Origin of the sequence: Streptomyces sp. NPDC059452 (assembly GCF_042750035.1) — a bacterium.
Classification (GTDB): domain Bacteria; phylum Actinomycetota; class Actinomycetes; order Streptomycetales; family Streptomycetaceae; genus Streptomyces.
The window spans coordinates 156425-175705 of the sequence record NZ_JBHYVE010000002.1; the positions used below are offsets into that span (position 1 = coordinate 156425).

The following is a 19281-nucleotide window of genomic DNA, read 5'->3' on the forward strand; positions in this document are numbered from 1 at the left end:
TATGGGCGAAAGGGTCGGATGATCAAATGAGTGCGGTCGGCACCGGATGAGCGCCAGGGGATTGAAGGGTACGAAGCATCCGGGTCGCAGCCCCCACGGGGCACCTGACAACACACACCCTCAACAAGGAGCGATCGTGGCGCGCGACATCGCGGCTCCCCTCACTGTCCCCACCCACCACCAGGAGCTGATCTCCTGGGTCGACGAGATCGCAGCCATCACCCAGCCGGACCGGGTGGTCTGGTGCGACGGCTCCGAGGCCGAGTACGAGCGCCTGTGCGGGGAGCTCGTCGCCAAGGGCACGTTCACCAAGCTGGACGAGATCAAGCGGCCGAACTCGTACTACGCCGCGTCCGACCCGAGCGATGTCGCCCGCGTCGAGGACCGTACGTTCATCTGCTCCAAGGAGGAGAAGGACGCGGGCCCCACGAACCACTGGAAGGACCCCGCCGAGATGCGGGAGATCTTCACGGGTGCGGACGGTGTCTTCCGTGGGTCCATGCGCGGGCGGACCATGTACGTCGTGCCCTTCTGTATGGGCCCCGTCGGCTCCCCGCTCTCCGCCATCGGCGTCGAGATCACCGACTCGGCGTACGTCGCCGTCTCCATGCGCACCATGACCCGCATGGGCCAGTCGGTCCTGGACGAGCTGGGCACCGACGGCTTCTTCGTGAAGGCCGTCCACACCCTGGGTGCCCCCCTGGCCGAGGGCCAGGAGGACGTCCCGTGGCCCTGCAACACCACCAAGTACATCTCGCACTTCCCCGAGGACCGCGAGATCTGGTCGTACGGTTCCGGCTACGGCGGCAACGCCCTGCTCGGCAAGAAGTGCTACGCGCTCCGCATCGCCTCCGTGATGGCCCGCGACGAGGGCTGGCTCGCCGAGCACATGCTGATCCTCAAGCTCACGCCGCCGCGGGGTGAGAGCAAGTACGTCGCCGCCGCCTTCCCGTCCGCCTGTGGCAAGACCAACCTCGCCATGCTGGAGCCCACCATCCCCGGCTGGACCGTGGAGACCATCGGCGACGACATCGCCTGGATGCGGTTCGGCGAGGACGGCCGCCTCTACGCGATCAACCCCGAGGCCGGGTTCTTCGGCGTCGCGCCCGGTACCGGCGAGCACACCAACGCCAACGCCATGAAGACCATGTGGGGCAACTCCGTCTTCACCAACGTGGCGCTGACGGACGACGGCGATGTGTGGTGGGAGGGCATGACCGAGGAGGCCCCGGCCCACCTCACGGACTGGAAGGGCAACGACTGGACCCCCGAGTCCGGTACGCCCGCCGCCCACCCCAACGCCCGCTTCACCGTCCCCGCCGGGCAGTGCCCGATCATCGCGCCCGAGTGGGAGGACCCCAAGGGCGTCCCGATCTCGGCCATCCTCTTCGGCGGCCGCCGCGCCTCCGCCGTACCGCTGGTCACCGAGTCCTTCGACTGGCAGCACGGCGTCTTCCTCGGAGCCAACGTCGCCTCCGAGAAGACGGCGGCCGCCGAGGGCAAGGTCGGCGAGCTGCGCCGCGACCCGTTCGCCATGCTGCCGTTCTGCGGCTACAACATGGGCGACTACATGAACCACTGGGTCAAGGTCGGCGCGGACAAGGACCAGGCCAAGCTGCCGAAGATCTACTACGTGAACTGGTTCCGCAAGAACGACGCGGGCAAGTTCGTGTGGCCCGGCTTCGGTGAGAACAGCCGTGTGCTCAAGTGGATCGTGGAGCGCCTGGAGGGCAAGGGCGAGGGCGTCGAGACCCCGATCGGCATCCTGCCGGCCAAGGGCGCGCTCGACACCGAGGGGCTGGACCTCTCCGAGTCCGACCTCGACTTCCTGCTCACGGTCGACAAGGAGGTCTGGCGCGAGGAGGCCGCCCTGGTCCCCGAGCACCTCAACACCTTCGGCGACCACACGCCCAAGGAGCTGTGGGACGAGTACCGCGCGCTGGTGGAGCGGCTGGGCTGAGCACGTACGGTGCCTGGTCCCGCTGAGCTGAGCTGGGCTGAGTTGAGTTGAGTTGAGCTCGTGCGGGGCCTGGTCCCGTGGTGACTCCGCGGCCGGGTCCATCGGACATCCGCCCTGACCTGTGGGTACGACGACCCGCCGCGGACCGGGGGCTGTCGGAGACGACGGCCCCCTCAGGGAGTCCCCGACCAAGGACGCCCTGCCGGCCCCCGGAACCCCCTCACGGTTCCGGGGGCCGTCCCTTCTGCCCGCCGTTGGGCCTACCGGTCCTCCAGATACCGCGTATGGCTCTGCTGGCGGATCTCCTCCGCCTCCCGCAACCCCGCCACCAGCGCCTCCACCTCCCGTTGCAGCACGGACAGTTGACGCTCCAACTGCTCCTCCGGGTCCTGCTGGCCCGGCGCCATCCGCGTCCACCACCGGGTCCGTACGAAGGCGTCGACGGACTCCGGAAGGTCCCGGTGCACCGCACGGGCCAGTACGTGGACGCCCTCCGGGTCCTGGGCCAGCGCCTGCGACACCCAGCCGGGCTCCAGCAGCCCGTCCAGCAGCTTCGTGAGGGCGCCGATCCGCTTCGTCGCGGCGGGCGGCAGGTCCACCTGGTCCAGATACTCCCGCAGGGTCGTCAAGTCGGCCCGTAGCGAGGACAGTTGCGAGGACGGGTCGTCCGGGAAATCCGGGGCGGGCGGACGTGTCGGCGGCGCGATCAGGGCGCCCGCGCCGTACAGCCCGGCGACCACCACCGGCCAGTACGTGCCCGCGAACCCGGCGAAGGTGAGGGCGAGCCCGCCCAGGGCGGCCGCGCTGCCGGTGAGGTTCTTGGCCGATTCGAGGTAGGCGAGCGCCCGGCCCGCCACCCCCGCCACCCTTGTTCCGGACCTACTGGTAGCCACGGATCTCCTCGAACGCCCCGTCCAGCGAGCCCGGCCCGTGCTCCTTCGTCCCGTCGAAGAGCCGGCCGCCGGTCAGTTCGGCGATCCGGTCCAGTTCGGAGCGGTCGGAGTCGCCGAACACGACCGGGAAGACCGGGGTGGCCTGCCGGGCGGACGGCAGGGACCGGTAGAACGTGGTGAAGTCGGCCGCCGAACGGCCCGCCGTGTTCTCGCCGTCCGTCATCAGCACGATGGAGGTGAACGCGGACTCGGTGTCCGGCCCGAGGTGGTCGTAGGCGGCGGAGAGGGACGAGTAGATCGCGGTCTCCCCCTCGGCGGTCAGCGCGGCGGCGTCCACCCGGATCGCGGCGGGTGCGGCCTTCGGGTCGGCCGGATCGACGGTGTGGGTGCGGACCTGCTTCACCGAGGTGCCGAACGGCAGCAGGGTGACCTCCTCGCGCTGCCGGAAGTCGCCGGTCAGCCCGGTGAGGGCGGCCTTCAGCTGCTCCAGCCGCTTGCCCCGCATCGACCCCGAGGTGTCCAGGACATACACGGTCCGCGAGGGGCGCCTGAGCTGGTGCTCGTACGCGGAGAGCAGCCCGTCGGCGACCGATCGCGAGCCGGGGAAGGGCAGTTCGCGCCGGGCCTCGGGCGAGAGCGGTTCGGCGGGGCGCGCGGAGGCGACGACCGGGCGGCGCAGGGTCTGCGCGGTGATCTCGCGCTGTACGGCGGGGGAGCGGAGGTGCTCGGTGAGGGCCCGTACCGCGTCCTTGGCGGCGGGCGCGGCGGCGGCGAGGGTGGAGAGCGGATAGTCGGCGGTGACCACCCCGTCGCGAGGGCGGATGACTGTGAGGTTGGTGCCGGTGCCGGTGCCGCTGTCAGTACCGCCGTCAGTGCCGGTGCCGGTGCCGGTGCCGGTGCTGGTTCCGGTCTCGGTGCCGCCGTCAGTGCCGGTGGCACTGTCCCTGTCCCTGTCGCTGTCCCGGTTCAGCGAGAGCAGTACCGACTCGTAGTTGATCAGCGCGTCCACCGTGGAGCGCCGGGCGTACGCGGAGGCCAGCCAGCCCGAGGAGCCGGAGGTCAGCCGCTGCCCCGCGAAGAACTCCTTCAGCTTCGGGCTCGCCGCGCGGACGTCGGCGTCGGTGAGGGCCGCCTGGGCGCCGGAGAGCCCGGACGCCACCGAAATCAGGGCGGAGAAACCGGAGTTCGAGCGCTTGGGGTCGGTCATCCCGTACGTCAGCTTCCCGGATTCGACCGCCCGGTGGACCTGGGCCCAGCTCACCTGCTCCGGGTCCCAGCCGAGCCGCTTCACCGTCGCGGGCCGCACTCCGAGGGCGACCGGCGAGGTCATCAGCGGGGTCTCGGAGGTGACGCGGCGGGCGGCCTCCGGGTTCAGGCGCAGATAGTCGTTGGACGACAGCCACACCGCGTCGTACGCCCCGTCCGCCTTCCCCGACGCCAGTCGCTCGACGGCGTCCAGGGTGCCGGTCCAGGTGGGCCGCACAGTGATCCCGGTGGCTTTGCGGGCCTCCTCCAACAGGGGCTTCATATCGGCGAGTTCGCTGGAGGCGAGGACCCGTACCGTGCCCTCGCGCGGCTTCCCGTCGTCGCCGGACTCCCCTTCGGGACCGGCCGGTTGCGTCGTACAGGCGGCGAGCGGGAGGAGGACTGCGGCGGCGAGCAGGGGAGCGAGGGTACGCCGGAGTCTGCGGGCCGCCACCGCCCCGGCCTGCGGGAGGCGGCTCATCCGAGGCCGCCGTCCAGGGCGCCTGCGCTGCGGCTGCGGTCCAGCCTGGCCCCTGCCTCCTGGAGTTCGGCGGTCAGCGACTCGACGGTGGCGGCCATCGACTCCGTCGCCTGCACCTTGTACGTGTCGATGGCGTCCAGCGTCCGGTAGATCTGCTGGAACGCCGTACGCAGCGTCTCCGCGCCCACCGCCGGATCGGCCGCGATGCGCTGGATCTCGCCGCTCTGGGTGGCCAGCATCTCCGCGTTGCCCCGGATCAGGCCCTCCGTGGTGGAGCGCAGTACCTGCACCTGTTCGGTCACCCGCCGCTGGTTCTCCAGCGCCGAGGCGAGCGTCACGGCGATCCGGAGCGCGGAGACCGTGGTGGTCGCGGCCCGGTCGACGCCCTTGATCAGCTCCTCGTTGTTGCGCCGTACGACGTCCATGGCCAGGTATCCCTGGGCGCAGACGGCGAGTTGGGTCAGCAGGTCCTGGTGTTTCTGCCGTACGGGGAAGAGGACGTCGGCCCGCAGCGCGTCGGCCCGTACGGGGTCGGTGGCCTCGGTGTCCGCGATCCGGCGGGCCACGACTCCGTCCAGGGCCTCGGTGAGGACTGCGTACTCCTGGAGTTTGCCCATGGACTCCCAGAGCCGGGTGCGTTCGGTGTGCAACGCGGCGTTGTCGCGGCTCAGTTCGTCCTGGCCGCTGCGGAGCGAGCCGACGATGCGGTTCAAAGTGCCTTGTGCGGAGGCGTACTTCGCCACGTGGTCGCGGAACCGGTTGGCGCCGGGCAGCTTCGCCAGCAGCCGACGGGGACCGCGCCCCGGGGTGTCGCCCGGGTCGAGGTCCTGGACGGTGCGCCGGAGCTCGACCAGCGAGGCCCCGACCCGGGACGGTGCGTCGCCCTCGCCGGAGGCCAGCGAGCGGACCGTGCGGTCCAGCATCCGGTTGGACTGCTGGGCGGCGCTGCGGATGTCGCCCTGGCCGAGCGCGGTGATCTCGCCGATCCGGGCGGTGAACTCCGGTGAGCGGGCGTCGAGTCCGGCGAGCGAGCCCACGTACTCCTCGGCCCGCCGGACCATCTCCTCGCGCACCGCGTCCTCGACCGGGACGAGACCGGCGGCCTGCTCGGTGCGGACGGGGGCGACGGGCTCGGGCGGGGTGAGCACGAGCGGGGTGGTGCCCTCCTGGCTCACCTCCTCCTGCGGTCTCGCGTACTGATGTCTGGGGTCCTGGGGCATGGCTGAGGTCTCCTGGGCTAGGGCCTGTCGTTCGGATCGGGCCGGATCGGGCTGGAGTCAGGCCGGATTAGGCCGGATCAGGCTGGATCGGATCGGATCGGGGTGGATCAGGTCCGATCAGGGAGCGGTGGCGGGTGTCGTCAGCCGCGGGCCCGGCGGGCCATCGTGCGCAGCACCTCGGCGGTGGGCACGGGCGCCTGTCGTACGCCGGTCAGCCCCTGGTCGATGTAGTCGGTGTGGGCCGCCGTGGCGGCGGTGAACTCGGCCGCGGCGCCCTGCGGTCGGAAGCCGTGCCGTACCGCGAGTTCCCGCAGCCGGGGGTCGGTGGAGAGCAGTTCGCCCAGCCGCCGCCCCTCGGCGGTCAGAGGGACGAGGGTGTGGTCGCTGGAGACCGTGGTGTCCGGGTAGAGGACCACGAGGTCCCCGATCTCCTGCTGTTGGTTGTGGACCAGCAGGGAGGCCACCTGCGACTCGTAGACGAGGACGAGAGGGTTGCCGACCCCGCTGATGAAGTCGCGGAACGGGGCGTCGCTGCTGGTCTGCTGGGCGCCCTGGACCTGGACGAGCTTCCGCAGCAGAGCGGCCGTCCGGTCCACGGCGGCCTGGTCCGCCGCCACCCGCCCGCCGTCGGCCACGTAGGAGGCGGCGGCGAGGTAGAGGGCGCCGGAGTTGGACGAGACGGGGTCGGTGCTCGTGATGAAGACCGTTCCGCTCAACTCGGCCTGACCGGACGCCCCTTCGAGCTGCTGCCAGGTCCGGTCCGCCTTGGCCGCCTTCAGGTAGGGGCCCATGAGGAGCGTGCCCCGGGTGGCGAACTTCGAGTCGTCGTTCGCCCTCAGCCGGACGAGCCCGTTGGCCGCGAGGACCTCGGCCGCGTTGCGGTGCGCGACGACCACGAGCGGTGAGTAGAAGGGTCGTAGCGGGCCGCCCTCGATGCCGGACTTGCGGCGTAGCTCATCGGCCGGTGCCTTCGAGCCGGGAAAGGCGAAGTCCTGTCCCTCTAGGGCGAGTTGGTCCATCGCCCAGGAGCCCGATGTCTCGGCCCTGACGGTCAGCCCCTGGGCGGCGAGGGCCTTCACGGTGTCGGGATCGGCGAAGAACTCCGCCTTCTCCGACCCGATCACCCCTCGCACGGTCGTCGCTGCCGTGCCACCGCTGCCGTTGCTGCCCTTGCTGTCGCGGCCTGCCACGACGGCTGCTGTCACGCCGCCGATCAACAGGACCGCCAGGACGATTCCCACGATGCGTCTCACCTGTGCAGCGTGCTCGCGGAAGCCCACATTCCAGGCGGAGTTGGGTGGACGGCAGATGAAGGGGCCATCCCAGTACGCAACGGAGGGGGCCCGGCCCGTGCCGGAGGGGCCCCGGTCCGTGGCGGAGGGCGGGGAGGGCACCTGCTGCCGAAGAAGCGATGACACAACCATCATGACAGGTCAGAGGGGGTTTTCGTAGGACGGATGGCACAGTCCGCAACGCTTGTCCGGCCCTCTCGGGGACACCCAGAATCTCCGTCATGGATACCTCGGGGACAGTCGATCAGGACGACATCGTGCGGGCACAGGCCATCCTGCTCGCATCGGGACGCCGCACTCCGTACGAAGAAGTCGACGCCTACCGGGTGCTGGCCCAGGTCAGCCCCGCTCCCTACCTGCCCCGCCTGGTCGGTGCTCTGCTGAGCCTGAGCTACGAGCCGGGCTACGGCTCAGCCCCCCGCAGGGGCGACGACTCCGCGGCCACTGCGCGTCAACGACAGGCGGCCTGCCTCGCGTTGCGCGAGGAAGCGGTGGTCGCGGCGCGGGCCGTCGACCCGGCCGAACCCGCCCGCGCGGATCTCCTGTACCAGGCACTCGACTCGTGCCAGAAAGGCCTGTACGAACTGGGCCGGCGCTCCGAAGGGCTCGCCCTGCGCGCGGAGATGCTCGCCGTCGGCCGGGCGCAGGCAGCACGGACCGGAGGGTCGGCGGTCAAGGGGCTGGGCGTGTGGGCGGCCGGACTCTCCGAGGAGGGCCGCTGTGGTGAGGCGGCCGATGCCCTGACCGAGCTGGTCGCGGCGATCCTGCCGGACGGGCCCCGTGAAGGCACGCTCGCCTGGTCGCTCCTGGAGTGGATCGGTGCTCTCCATGAAGCCGGCCGCTCGGATGAGGCGCTCGCCGCGTTCGGGACGCTCGTCGACATGGAGGCGGCCGAGGCGGCGGCGGACCGGGGCCCGATGGCCTGCCACCTCTACGCGCTGATCGGGTACGCGCGGATGCTCGGCACCTGGGGCCGGGGTGACCGGGCGGCCGCCGTACGGCAGGAGGCGCACGCCGTGCTGACGGAGCTGGCCGCGACCGGTGAGCGCAGGTCCTGGAGCGGCTATCAGACATCCTTCTGGGCGGTTCTGCTGCCGCTCTCGGGCGCCGACAGCGAGCGGCCGGTGTCCGGCGGGGCGCGTCCGCCCCTGGGAGCGGATCCCGGGGGCTGGTCCCCCGATGTCCGGCAGCGCTACTTCGACAGCCGTACCGCCCTGCGCGAAGAGGTGGACGCCCTCGTCGCGCGGGCGGCCGAGGACCCGGACGGGTACCTGGCCGAACTGGTCCGGCTGCACCGGGTCCTGACCGTACGCTCCGCCGTCTACTGGGAGCGCCGCACCCATCTGTTCGCGGACCGGGTGCGGGGCCTGTTCGACGAAGGGGTGGAGCTGGCCCGCCGCCTGGCCCGGCACCGTCCGGCCGAGGGAACGCCGGTCTTGGCCGAGGCGCTGATCGACCGGTCGGCCCTTTGGGCCGTGACCAAGGAGTTCGGGCCCGCTCTCGACGACTTCCGGCAGGCCATGCGCTGCCTGGGGGAAATGGACGAGGACGCGGACTGACCCCGGGGGGCGCGTACGCGCGTACGTAGGAGCAGCTGACCCGGGCGCGTACATAGAGAAGCCCCTGCACAGAGAAGCCCCTGCACAGAGAAGCGCGTGCACAGAGAAGCCCGTACGCGGACGAGCCCGTACGCCTACGAGGCCGTGGCGCCCGGTCCGCGCGCCGAGGCGGCACGCGGACCGGGGCCGTCAGTGGGCGCCGACCAGTCGCCCGGAGGGGGCGGTGTCGGCGGTGGAGGCGAGGGCCTCGGTGTGGGCGTCCATCCGCTGCGCGGAGAGGATGGCGGCGGTCGTGTCGGCGCGGGACGCGGCCACCAGCAGCGCGCGGCCCGCCAGCGCGTGGGCGCGGCGGTGCAGGGACGCCGGGGTGGCGTCGGTCAGGGCGGCGTGCCGGGCGGGCGGGGCGCCGCGCAGCCGCGCCACCTGCTCGGCGATACGGTCGCCCGCCGGGCGGAGGCCGAGTTCGTCGGTGACCGCGAGGAGTGCGGCCAGATGTCCCGCGAGCTGGATGTCCAGCTCCTCCTCGCGGCTGCGGTGCGGAAAGTCCGCGTCGTCGGCCGAGGTGTGGACCGATGGGGTGCGGATCGGCTCGTACATGGATGGCCTCCCGGTGATGCTGGGTATCCATCCTACATTGGATTCAGTCTAAAGTTGAGCCAGGTCCGGTGGTGTGGTCGCCCCACGGCTGTCCGTGACTGTTCGAGCCGTGGACTGCTCCTGCCGTTGGCTGTTCCCGCTGTGGGCTGTTCCCGCCGTTGGCTGTTCCCGCCTTCCCGCCCCCTACGGCTGGCTGTAGCCGTCCAGGAACGAGCCGATCCGGGTCATGGCGTCCGTCAGCTCCTCGGTCGCGGGCAGCGTCACCACCCGGAAGTGGTCGGGCTCCGGCCAGTTGAACCCCGTACCCTGCACGACCATGATCTTCTCGGCCCGCAGCAGGTCCAGGACCATCTGCCGGTCGTCCTTGATCTTGTAGACCTTGGGGTCGAGCCGGGGGAAGAGGTACAGCGCCCCCTTCGGCTTCACGCAGGTCACCCCGGGGATGGAGGTCAGCAGGTCGTACGCCACGTCCCGCTGCTCCAGGATCCGGCCCCCCGGCAGCACCAGGTCCTCGATCGACTGCCGTCCGCCGAGCGCGGTGGCCACCGCGTGCTGGGAGGGCATGTTGGCGCAGAGCCGCATGTTGGCGAGGATCGTCAGCCCCTCGATGTACGAGGTGGCGTGCGCCTTCGGGCCGCAGACCGCCAGCCAGCCGGAGCGGTAACCGGCCACCCGGTAGTTCTTCGAGAGCCCGTTGAACGTCAGCACCATCAGGTCCGGGGCGAGCGTCGCCGTCGGGGTGTGGGTGGCGCCGTCGTACAGGATGCGGTCGTAGATCTCGTCGGAGCAGACGATCAGGTTGTGGCGCCGGGCGATCTCGGTGAGACCGCGCAGCATCTCGTCGTCGTACACCGCACCGGTCGGATTGTTCGGGTTGATGATCGCCAGGGCCTTGGTACGGTCGGTGATCTTCCGCTCGATGTCCGCGAGGTCCGGCATCCAGTCGGCCTGCTCGTCGCACCGGTAGTGCACGGCCGTCCCCCCGGCCAGCGAGACGGAGGCGGTCCACAGGGGGTAGTCCGGAGCCGGTACGAGGACCTCGTCGCCGTCGTCGAGCAGCGCCTGCATCGACATCTGGATCAGCTCGGAGACGCCGTTGCCGAGGTAGATGTCCTCGACGTCGAGGTCGATGCCCTTGGTCTGGTAGTGCTGCACCACCGCGCGCCGCGCCGACAGCAGGCCCTTCGCGTCCCCGTATCCGTGCGCGCCCGCGAGGTTCCGGAGGATGTCTTCGAGGATCTCCGGCGGGCATTCGAACCCGAACGCGGCCGGGTTGCCCGTGTTGAGCTTGAGGATGCGCTGACCGGCCGCTTCGAGCCGCATCGCTTCCTCCAGGACGGGGCCCCGGATCTCGTAACAGACATTGGCGAGCTTGGTGGACTGGATGACCTGCATGTCCGCGAGCTTACGGCCGCGTTTCGCGCGGTGCGCGGAGAATCCGCCGTTCTCGCGGCCTCGCGGCCCGCCGGCCGCCGCGCTCCGGCTTCCATCGACATGGCGGCCCCGGCCCCGCACCGTGGGAACGGCCGGTCGGGGCGGCGTCGCGGCTTGGAATGGGGCGTGGGCCGGTCGGCCGGGTGAGATGCGCCACGCGGGAGTGGAGGTGGGGGCGGGGGGCCGGGGAAGGGCGCGGGTGACGGGGCGGGTGCGGCGGGGCGCCCGTCACCCGGGCGGGGGCACTCCGGCAGCCGGGTCCCTCGGAGGTCACTCCGGCAGCCGGGTGCCCTCGGGGAGGTCGATGCCGAAGTCGTCCCGGAGCACCTGGAGCGCCTCGTCGGGCCCCGACAGCAGCCGCTCCTTGATCGTGCCGTCGTCGGCCGTCTCCACCAGGTCCGGCCCGGAGAGCGCCAGATGGGAGCCGGGCAGGGTGCGCCGCGCGTACACCGCCTGCCGGAACGGTGAGCGCGGGTTGGTCGCCACGTGCCAGTTGATCATCTCGTAGTCCGGTGCCTCGTACGGCTCCAGCGTGAAGGAGTACTGCGGCTCCCAGGCCCCGCTGTGCTCGGCCTGCAGCTCCCACAGCTCCAGCGGCCCGTCGTGCGGGGCGTGGACCAGGCGGTGGTGGCGCGGGGTGTCGGACACCTCGGCGCCCTCCCGCAGCTCGATCGGTTCCAGCAGCGCGCCGATGGAGCCGAAGCCGACGTCCACCACGTACGGGTGCGGCTCGCCGGTCACGTCCACCTTCAGGAGCATGTGCGTACGCGGCCGGATGTCGCCCGGCGCGGCCCCCAGTACCACCCGGGCGGTCAGCGGGGTGACGGCGAAGCCGATCTGCTTGAGGGCGGTCCAGAAGAGGGTGTTGTGCTCGTAGCAGTAGCCGCCACGCCCACCGCGGACGAGCTTGGCCTCCAGGTCAGCGAGGTTCAGCGAGGGGGCCGAGCCGAGCAGCGGTTCCAGGTTCTCGAAGGGGATGCCCAGGGAGTGGGCGCGGTGCAGCGACCGCAGCACCTCCAGTGTGGGGCGGGGCTCTCCGGTCCAGCCGATCCGGGTGAAGTAGGCGTCGAGGTCGAGTGTCGTCATGCACCGACCGTACGCAGCCGGGGTGCGGACGCGCCTCAGGCCGCGGGGTGATGTGCCCTCCGCCGAAGGGACCGGGACTGTGGGCGGACGGAGGCTTGGCCGGGGCTTCGGCCGGACTGGGGCTTCGGGCGTGCGTGCCGTTCCGGGCGTCCGGGGGGCTTCGTGCCGACGGGCCGTTCCGGGTGACCGGCTCAGATCTTCCTCAACTGAGGTGCAGACCGCATGATCCGGGGAAGGGGCGCCCCCATGAGCCTGTTCAGGAAGCCGCAGCCCGTCGACGTCATCGTCCTCCGGGACGCGCCCGATGCCGTCACCTCCCTCCGCCACGCGCTGAAGACCGCCACGGACGCCGAGCGCCCCGGTCTCGAACGCGCCCTCGCCCTGGTCGAAGAGGCGGCCGAGCGCCCGGACGGGGAACTGCGGGGCCGGTGGGTGCGCCGGCACCTGGACGCCGCCGGGTACGCGGGCCCGGCGGACTCGCTGGAAGCCATCAAGGCCCTGCGCCAGGCCGAACCGGCCCTCTCGCTGCGGCAGGCGGTGACGTACGCGAAGGAGGCGGCGGCAGCCGAGCAGGCGTCGGCCGGGCAGGCCTGAGCCACCGGGCCGGGCCGAGCCACCGGCCTGGAGCGGCGGGCCCGGGTGCGGACCGGCGGGCCCGGTACGGGCGGGCGCGGCCTCCGTGGCGGGAATCGGCGCCGTGTGATGGCCTGACATCTGGGCCATCCCGCGCATGTCAAGCTGGAAGTTCTCCGGCCCTATTTGATGACGAAGGCCAAGTGAATGTGAAGGTTGTGGACAACATGGCCACCTTTTCTGGCACTAGGGTCAGCGTTTCAGCGCGGTGACATGAACCACCGCTATGGTCTCGGTCGTGAGCCAAGGCGCCATGGTCAAGCGGCAGTTCGGGCATCGAGCCCGGCTTGTGCTGTCGCCTGCCGCGGTTCGCGCGGTGGATGATCAGGCGCACGCGGCACGCACCATGTGGAACCTGCTGCATGCCTGGTGGCAGATGATGCCTAGGGAAAAGCGGACTCTTGCACGCGCGGATGCCGCGATCCGGCAGGCCCGCCAGGACATCGGCTTTCTCGCTGTCCTGCCCGCGCAGGCCGCGCAAGCGGTACTCAAGGCGTACTTCGCGGCGTGGAAGAACTGCTGGGAAGGCCGCGCCGACACCCCGAAGTTCAAGGGCCGCCTCCGCACGGTGATGTCCGTGGACATCCCGCAGGGCCGGGACCTGAACATCACCCGCGTACACCGACGCTGGGGCATGGTCAACATTCCCAAAGTGGGCCGGGTCCGCTTCCGGTGGACCGGAGACCTGCCCGTGGGCAAGTACGCCAACGAGGGAAACCGGATCACCGGGGCACGGCTGATCAGGGACGTTCTCGGCTGGCACATCGCCTTCCGTGTCCAGACCCTGCAAGCCCCGCCCGCGCCCCACCAGGGGCCGGAGGTCGGCATCGACGTGGGCATCACCGTGCCCATCGCTCTCTCGGACGGCGAAACGCATGAGCACGGAGCCTGGCTGACCGGCAAGGAAGAGGCCAAGCTCCTGCACCTGGAACAGCGCGCCGCTCAGCGTAAGCAGCACCGCAAGCCCGGCGAGCCGACCAGCCGCCGACTGCATCACACCTACGACCTGATCGCAGGACTCCGTGCGAAAGCCAAGCGCAGAGCACTCGACTGGCAGCACCGCACGACCACCGCCATCGCCCGCACCTACGGCACCGTCGTGGTCGAAGCACTCACCATCACGAACATGGTCAAGTCCGCCAGAGGAACGGCCGACGAGCCGGGAAAGAACGTTGGCCAGAAAACTGGGCTGAACCGCTCCATCAGCGGGGAGGCGTGGGGCCGCACGGTCACCATGCTGACGTACAAGACCGCCCGGCTCGGCGGCACCCTGCACAAGGTCCCTGCCCCCGGCACCTCCCAACGCTGCTCGGCATGCGGCTTCACCACGCCCGGCAACCGGGAGAGCCAGGCCGTGTTCGTGTGCAAGAACCCGGACTGCGGCTGGTCGGGCAACGCCGACCACAACGCGGCGCGAAATGTCTTGCACCTGTACCGGATGGGCCTCCCGCTCATCCCGGCTGCCGGGAGGGCAGTCGTCAGGCGCGCCAAACGCGTCAAGCCCGCTACCGCGAGGTAAGCAGGAATCTCCCGGTTTCAACTGGGAGAGCACTTCAAGAGCTCACCTCCACCTACGACTACGGGCCCTACGAGCGAGCAAGCAGATCGAAAGCACCTACAGCACAAAGGCGCTGGAGCTGTGGGTCGCCCCAGCCGTAGCCGCACCTGCCTCGTAGTAGATGCGCGCCGGGTGGGCCTGACCACCTCAAGGCCGTGAGGCTCGCGGCCTCAGGGCCGCCCGGCGCGCGCCGCGTCGATCCCGTCCAGCAGCACCCCGAGCCCCACCCGGAACGTCTCCCGCGCCTCCCGCTCCGGATAAGGCAGCATGTCCTTTGCGCCGCCTTCCGGGTACGGCTCCGGCGCCCCCTCCCGCTCCAGCCCGACCACCGCCGGGAAGCGCTCCGCGAAGTCCGGGACCAGCTCCGTGAGGGCCGCCGAGCGGGCCGCCCACCACTCCTCGTCGGAGCTCCCGGTCGCCGCCGCTGCCCGTCGCGCGTCCGCCACCGTCCGCGCCGAGCCCTGCACCAGCGGGAACAGCGTCCCCACCAGCCGCCGCACCGTCCGCGCGTCCAGCCCGGTCGCGCCGAGCAGGCGGACGAGCGTGTCCAGGTTGGCGTACTCGTGCGGCCCCAGCACCGGACGGGCCTGCGAGACCTGGAGCACCCAGGGGTGGCGGACGTAGAACTCCAGGACCTCCCCGGCCCACGCGGTGAGCGGCACCCGCCAGTCGCCCGACCCCGAGCCCGACTCCGGGTCCGGGGCCGGGTCCGGGGTCGAGTCCGACTCCGGGTACGTGGAGGGGAGTTCGGCGTGCACCGCGTCGTACATCAGGTCCAGCAGCTCGCTCTTGCCGGGTACGTGGGTGTAGAGCGCCATCGCGGTCCGGCCCAGCCGGTCCCCGACCGCCCGCATCGACAGGGCCGCCATGCCCTCCTCGTCCGCGACCGCCACGGCCGCCGCCACGATGGCGTCCACGCTCAGCCGGGGCTTGGGTCCGGGGCCGCCGCGCGGCGGGGCGGCGACCTCCGCGCGCCAGAGCAGGGAGAGGGAGCGGCGGGCGTCACCCTGCCCGGCAAAGACCACCACTTGCGACTCCTTACGCCATAAAGTAACTTCGCCCGGGTAATCCGAGAATGCTTTACGTCGTAAAGGTATCAGGGAGAGGGTGTTCGGCCCATGGGTCAGGTCATGCCGGTCAGCCATGTGCGGGTCACCGGGGTCGAGCGGATCACCCCGCGCACGGCCAGGGTCACCTTCACCGGGGACGCGCTGCCCCGCCTCCTGGAGGACCGCCCCGACCAGCAGATGAAGCTGTGCCTGCCGCGCGAGGGGCGGAGCGTGGCGGAGGGGCTGCTGCCGGAGCAGAGTGCCGAGGACGCGTACGGCATGCGCTGGTACGAGGCGTTCCTCGCGATTCCGGAGGCGCGGCGGCCCTGGATGCGCAGCTTCACCATCCGCTCCTACGACCGCCGGTACAACGCGATGGCCGTCGACTTCGTGCTCCACGGCGACCTCCACGGCAACGGCGGGCCCGCCGCGCGCTGGGGTGCGGCCGCCCGCCCCGGTGACGTACTCGGCATGGTCGGCCCGTCGTCCCTCTACGCCCGCCCGCTGCCGGAAGCGGCGCGGCTGCTCCTCGCCGGGGACGAGACGGCGCTCCCCGCCATCGCCACGGTGCTGGAGGCGCTGCCTGCCGCGACCGGGGCGCTCGTGTACGCGGAGGTGGCGGACGCGGCGGAGGAGCGGGAGCTGCCGCCCACCGCCGGAGGGGTCGAGGTGCACTGGGTGCACCGGGACCGGGGCGGCTCGCTGGTGGCGGCCGTACGGGAGGCCGGTCCGGCCCTCGACGGGGTGGACGCGGCCTGGGTGGCGGGCGAGGCCTCGGCCGTCCGGGCGCTCCGCCGCCATCTGGTGGATGAGCATCAACTGCCCAAGGCGGCAGTCGAGTTCAGTGGCTACTGGCGGCGCGCGCTCACCCAGGACGACGCCCCGACCGAGGAGGACCTGGCCTGGGCGGCGGAGCGGGCGGCGGACGCCTCGTAAGGAGCTTTCGGGTGGTGGGCGCTTTTGTGGGCACTCCCGTGCGGCGGACGCCTCGTGACGCGCCAAGAGCGCTCAGGCGGACCCTGTCGATGAGCAAAGAGCCTTCAGGTGGACCCTGCCGATGAGCAGAGAGCCCTTCAGGCGGACCCTGCCCCCGCTCCCCGCACCGCCCGGCCCGCGAGGACCGACGTCCGCCTGCCGTCCTCGATCACGAACCGGCCGTCGATCAGCACGTGCGGGATGCCCACCGGCAGCGTGCGCGGCTGCTCGAAGGTGGAGCCCGCCGCCACCGTCTCCGGGTCGAAGAGCACGAGGTCCGCGCGGTAGCCCTCGCGCACCAGGCCCCGGTCCGCCAGCCGCAGCCGGGCCGCCGGGCGCGAGGTCAGGTGGGCCACGCACTCCTCCAGCGAGAGGATGCCCAACTCCCTGACGTACCGGCCCAGATACTGCGGGAACGTGCCGTACGCCCTCGGGTGCGGCTTGTCGCCCTGGAGGATGCCGTCGCTGCCGCCCGTGTGCACGGGGTGGCGCATGATCTGCCGGACGTTCTCCTCATGGCCCACGTGCTGGAGGATCGTCGTCCCGAGCCGGTCCTCGGTGAGCAGCCGCCGCGCGGTCACCCAGGGCTCCTCGCCCAGCAGTTGGGCCGACTCCGCCACCGTACGGCCCACATACGTGTCCAGGTGGGGCGCGCCGACGCCGGAGACCTCGATGGTGTCCCAGGCGATCGGCACCCCGTGGCAGCCGTCCGAGCCGATCACCTCCAGGTGGTGCCGTATCCTCTCCGCGCTCCCCGCGTCCGCGAGCCGGGTGAGGGTCGGCTCCGGTCCGCCCTCGCTCGCCCAACTCGGCAGTAGCGCCACGAGCGTTGTGCAGCCCGGGGTGTACGGGTAGGTGTCGAGCGAGATGTCGGCCCCGGCGGTGAGTGCGCTGTCGAGCAGGGCCAGGAGGTCCGGCGCCCGGCCCTTGTTCACGCCGAAGTTCATGGTGGCGTGGGCGAGATGGAGGGCGCAGCCCGCCTTCCGGGCGAGCTGGACCATCTCCTCGTACGCTTCGAGGGCCCCGGCCCCGTAACTGCGGTGGTGCGGGCAGTAGTAGCCGCCGTGGTGGGCCACCACCCGGCAGAGTTCGGTGAGTTCGGCGTCGTCCGCGTACATCCCGGGGGTATAGGTCAGCCCGGACGACATGCCGACCGCGCCCTCCCGCATGCCCTGGTCCACCAGCTCCTTCATCCGGGCCAGTTCGGCTTCGGTGGCGGGGCGGTCGTCCCATCCGGCGGCGTACATCCGGACCGTGCCCTGCGGGATCAGGTAGGCGGCGTTCACCGCGATGCCCTCGCCGCCGAAGTTGCGGTCCAGACGGTCCAGATAGCCGCCGACGGTGCGCCAGTCGAAGTCGATGTCGGAGCCGTCGCCGTTCCAGCCGGTGATGGAGCGCCGGACCTCGGCCAGCGTGCGGTCGTCGACGGGGGCGTACGACAGGCCGTCCTGGCCCAGCACTTCGAGCGTGACGCCCTGCGCCGCCTTCGCGCTGTGGTCCGGGTCGCGCAGCAGCGCCAGATCGCTGTGGGCGTGCATGTCGATGAAGCCGGGGGCCAGCGCGAGGCCGTCCGCGTCCACGGTGCGGGGGGCGGTGGGGCGGGGGCCGGGGGAGCCCTCGCGGTGGATCCCGGCGATCCGGCCGCCGGTGACCGCCACATCGGCGCGGCAGGAGGGCCCGCCGGTGCCGTCGACGACGAGCGCGTCGCGCAGGACCAGGTCCATGTCCATGGGTGGCCTTTCGGAGGGGGAAGCGGAACGGCTCAGAAGAAGGTGCGGATGTAGTCGCCGACCGTGCCGTCCGCCTCCACCAGCGGGATCAGCTGCCACTTGTCGAAGCTGGTGCAGGGGTGCGAGAGGCCCATGCCGACCCAGTCGCCCACCTCCAGCTCGGCCCCCGCCTCCGTACGCACCCAGGTGTGCTGGTCGGAGAGGCCGGTGACCGTGATCCCGGTGGCCGGGCGGACCGATCCGTCCCGGGCGGAGCGGACCACCTGCGCCTCGGGGAGATGGAGGTCGTACGCGGCGTCCCGCTTGCCCGCGTTCAGGAACGCCTGCTCGCCGGTCGGGCGGGAGACCACCTGGGCCCAGAGGCGGAAGGCGGGCTCCAACGCACCTTCTTCCGGGACCCGGTTGAAGGGGGTGAGGTGCTTGTAGTGCCCGTCGTCGTGGGACACGTACGCGCCGGAGCGGAGCAACTTGAGGACCGGGAGCGTGAGTTCGGGGATCTCCGCGAAGACGTCCGCGACCGTGTCGAACCAGGCGCTGCCGCCCGCGCTGATCACGATCTCCTCGGCCCCGGCGAACCGCTTCTCGCCGTCGAAGGAGGCCGCGAGCGCGACGAGCCGCCGCAGCCACGCACCTACGCGCTCCGGATCGGCGTCCGGCACCTCGCCCTCGTACCCGGCCACGCCCACCAGGCGCAGCGAACCGGCCGCCGCCACCGCGTCGGCCACCGCCGCGCAGTCGGCCTCGGTCCGGGCCCCGGTGCGCGCGCCCTCGCCCGCGCCGAGCTCCACGACCACGTCGACGGGGCGGGTGGCGCCCGCCGCGCTCAGGGCCTCCTCCATCAGCTCGACCCCACGCACGGAGTCGACGTAACAGACGAAGCGGAACTCCGGGTCGGCGCTCAGCTCACCGGCCAGCCAGCGCAGCGCGACCGGGTCGACCAGTTCGTTGGCGAGGAAGATCCGCTCGATCCCGTACGCGCGGTAGACGCGGGCCTGGTGCGGCACGGCGGCCGTGATGCCCCACGCGCCGCGCCTGAGCTGGTCCGCGAAGAGCTGCGGGGACATCGAGGTCTTGCCGTGCGGGGCGAAGGCGAGGCCGTGGCGCTCCGCGTACGCCTCCAGGACGGCGAGGTTGTGCTCGACCGACTCGGCGGAGAGGGCGAGGACGGGGGTGGTGAACCCGCCGGTGAAGAGGTTGCGGCGCTCGGCGGCCAGGGTGGAGACGGTCAGGCCCTCGGCGTCGGGCGGCAGCGCCTTGAAGCGGTGGTCGACGCGCTCCTCGGCGAGAGCGGCGGCCAGTTTCGCGGCGCGGGCGGTGGCGGCAGGGTTCCCGGCGCGGGCTGCGGACGCTGTTCCGGCGCGGGCGTCGGCGGGCTTTCCGGCGCGGGCGGCGGCGGCCTCGCGCGTGGGGCCGGATGCGGAAGGGCCGGTGGGGCTGTCAGCTGCCAAGGGAAGCTCCTCGAAGTCTGTTGCATCATGCGCAACAGCCATTGCGCATATCGCTCGACGCTGTCTAACATCCGAGCCGATGCCCGGTCAATGGGTGACCGGCGGCATCCATGGTGACCGA

15 protein-coding genes are annotated in these 19281 nt (G+C 71.6%); 5 read left to right on the plus strand and 10 right to left on the minus strand.

Annotated elements, in window-relative coordinates:
* Positions 1 to 136: 136 nt before the first annotated feature.
* Complete coding sequence (locus ACFW9Z_RS03690; RefSeq protein ID WP_384633804.1) at positions 137 to 1960, plus strand: phosphoenolpyruvate carboxykinase (GTP); 1824 nt, start codon at positions 137 to 139, stop codon at positions 1958 to 1960.
* A 260-nt stretch (positions 1961 to 2220) separates the two neighbouring features.
* On the opposite strand, the gene ACFW9Z_RS03695 is transcribed toward ACFW9Z_RS03690, so the two are convergent.
* From ACFW9Z_RS03695 to ACFW9Z_RS03710, 4 genes are all read right to left on the minus strand, one after another.
* The gene (locus ACFW9Z_RS03695; RefSeq protein ID WP_384633807.1) at positions 2221 to 2853 is read right to left on the minus strand and encodes a hypothetical protein; all 633 of its coding nucleotides are present in this window, start codon (positions 2851 to 2853) and stop codon (positions 2221 to 2223) included.
* Complete coding sequence (locus ACFW9Z_RS03700; protein WP_384633810.1) at positions 2840 to 4579, minus strand: substrate-binding domain-containing protein; 1740 nt, start codon at positions 4577 to 4579, stop codon at positions 2840 to 2842. The genes ACFW9Z_RS03695 and ACFW9Z_RS03700 overlap by 14 nt, the downstream gene beginning before the upstream one ends.
* The gene (locus ACFW9Z_RS03705; RefSeq protein WP_384633813.1) at positions 4576 to 5799 is read right to left on the minus strand and encodes a toxic anion resistance protein; all 1224 of its coding nucleotides are present in this window, start codon (positions 5797 to 5799) and stop codon (positions 4576 to 4578) included. Before ACFW9Z_RS03705 ends, ACFW9Z_RS03700 begins: the two co-directional genes overlap by 4 nt.
* A 140-nt stretch (positions 5800 to 5939) precedes the next feature.
* Complete coding sequence (locus ACFW9Z_RS03710) at positions 5940 to 7079, minus strand: hypothetical protein (RefSeq protein ID WP_384634592.1); 1140 nt, start codon at positions 7077 to 7079, stop codon at positions 5940 to 5942.
* 233 nt (positions 7080 to 7312) lie between these two features.
* Between ACFW9Z_RS03710 and ACFW9Z_RS03715 the strand changes: the two genes are divergently transcribed.
* Positions 7313 to 8650, plus strand: a complete 1338-nt coding sequence (locus ACFW9Z_RS03715) for a hypothetical protein (RefSeq protein WP_384633816.1) — start codon at positions 7313 to 7315, stop codon at positions 8648 to 8650.
* 189 nt (positions 8651 to 8839) lie between these two features.
* Here ACFW9Z_RS03715 and ACFW9Z_RS03720 read toward each other — a convergent pair whose 3' ends face one another.
* The 3 genes from ACFW9Z_RS03720 to ACFW9Z_RS03730 form a co-directional block, all read right to left on the minus strand.
* Complete coding sequence (locus tag ACFW9Z_RS03720) at positions 8840 to 9247, minus strand: hypothetical protein (protein WP_384633819.1); 408 nt, start codon at positions 9245 to 9247, stop codon at positions 8840 to 8842.
* Positions 9248 to 9430: 183 nt separating this feature from the next.
* Positions 9431 to 10642, minus strand: a complete 1212-nt coding sequence (locus ACFW9Z_RS03725) for a pyridoxal phosphate-dependent aminotransferase (protein ID WP_384633822.1) — start codon at positions 10640 to 10642, stop codon at positions 9431 to 9433.
* Positions 10643 to 10951: 309 nt separating this feature from the next.
* On the minus strand, positions 10952 to 11644 hold the full coding sequence (locus ACFW9Z_RS03730; RefSeq protein WP_384634595.1) for an arylamine N-acetyltransferase: 693 nt from the start codon (positions 11642 to 11644) through the stop codon (positions 10952 to 10954).
* A 369-nt stretch (positions 11645 to 12013) separates the two neighbouring features.
* On the opposite strand from ACFW9Z_RS03730, the gene ACFW9Z_RS03735 reads away from it, so the two are divergent.
* Together ACFW9Z_RS03735 and ACFW9Z_RS03740 are read left to right on the plus strand one after the other, a co-directional pair.
* Entirely contained in the window at positions 12014 to 12361 is a 348-nt protein-coding gene (locus tag ACFW9Z_RS03735; protein WP_384633825.1) for a hypothetical protein, read from the plus strand.
* A gap of 292 nt (positions 12362 to 12653) precedes the next feature.
* Positions 12654 to 13919 (plus strand): RNA-guided endonuclease InsQ/TnpB family protein, encoded by a 1266-nt coding sequence (locus ACFW9Z_RS03740; protein ID WP_384634598.1) that lies wholly within the window; start codon positions 12654 to 12656, stop codon positions 13917 to 13919.
* A 209-nt stretch (positions 13920 to 14128) separates the two neighbouring features.
* On the opposite strand, the gene ACFW9Z_RS03745 is transcribed toward ACFW9Z_RS03740, so the two are convergent.
* A complete protein-coding gene (locus ACFW9Z_RS03745; RefSeq protein ID WP_384633828.1) occupies positions 14129 to 14986 on the minus strand; it encodes a TetR/AcrR family transcriptional regulator in 858 nt (285 codons plus the stop codon).
* Between the two features lie 90 nt (positions 14987 to 15076).
* Between ACFW9Z_RS03745 and ACFW9Z_RS03750 the strand changes: the two genes are divergently transcribed.
* Positions 15077 to 15943, plus strand: coding sequence for a siderophore-interacting protein (locus tag ACFW9Z_RS03750; RefSeq protein WP_384633831.1), 867 nt, complete (start codon positions 15077 to 15079; stop codon positions 15941 to 15943).
* Between the two features lie 137 nt (positions 15944 to 16080).
* Here ACFW9Z_RS03750 and ACFW9Z_RS03755 read toward each other — a convergent pair whose 3' ends face one another.
* Together ACFW9Z_RS03755 and ACFW9Z_RS03760 are read right to left on the minus strand one after the other, a co-directional pair.
* Positions 16081 to 17706: an amidohydrolase family protein gene (locus ACFW9Z_RS03755; protein WP_384634600.1), complete on the minus strand. Its 1626-nt coding sequence runs from the start codon at positions 17704 to 17706 to the stop codon at positions 16081 to 16083.
* Between the two features lie 38 nt (positions 17707 to 17744).
* Positions 17745 to 19202, minus strand: coding sequence for an alanine racemase (locus tag ACFW9Z_RS03760; RefSeq protein WP_384633834.1), 1458 nt, complete (start codon positions 19200 to 19202; stop codon positions 17745 to 17747).
* Between the last annotated feature and the right edge of the window lie 79 nt (positions 19203 to 19281).

Coding starts and splice junctions, on each gene's coding strand:
- ACFW9Z_RS03725 (WP_384633822.1), bottom strand. CDS start 10,642: ATGCAGGTCATCCAGTCCACCAAGCTCGCCAATGTCTGTTACGAGATC.
- ACFW9Z_RS03735 (WP_384633825.1), top strand. CDS start 12,014: ATGAGCCTGTTCAGGAAGCCGCAGCCCGTCGACGTCATCGTCCTCCGG.
- ACFW9Z_RS03720 (WP_384633819.1), bottom strand. CDS start 9,247: ATGTACGAGCCGATCCGCACCCCATCGGTCCACACCTCGGCCGACGAC.
- ACFW9Z_RS03715 (WP_384633816.1), top strand. CDS start 7,313: ATGGATACCTCGGGGACAGTCGATCAGGACGACATCGTGCGGGCACAG.
- ACFW9Z_RS03740 (WP_384634598.1), top strand. CDS start 12,654: ATGGTCAAGCGGCAGTTCGGGCATCGAGCCCGGCTTGTGCTGTCGCCT.
- ACFW9Z_RS03750 (WP_384633831.1), top strand. CDS start 15,077: ATGGGTCAGGTCATGCCGGTCAGCCATGTGCGGGTCACCGGGGTCGAG.
- ACFW9Z_RS03760 (WP_384633834.1), bottom strand. CDS start 19,202: ATGGCTGTTGCGCATGATGCAACAGACTTCGAGGAGCTTCCCTTGGCA.
- ACFW9Z_RS03755 (WP_384634600.1), bottom strand. CDS start 17,706: ATGGACCTGGTCCTGCGCGACGCGCTCGTCGTCGACGGCACCGGCGGG.
- ACFW9Z_RS03700 (WP_384633810.1), bottom strand. CDS start 4,579: ATGAGCCGCCTCCCGCAGGCCGGGGCGGTGGCGGCCCGCAGACTCCGG.
- ACFW9Z_RS03705 (WP_384633813.1), bottom strand. CDS start 5,799: ATGCCCCAGGACCCCAGACATCAGTACGCGAGACCGCAGGAGGAGGTG.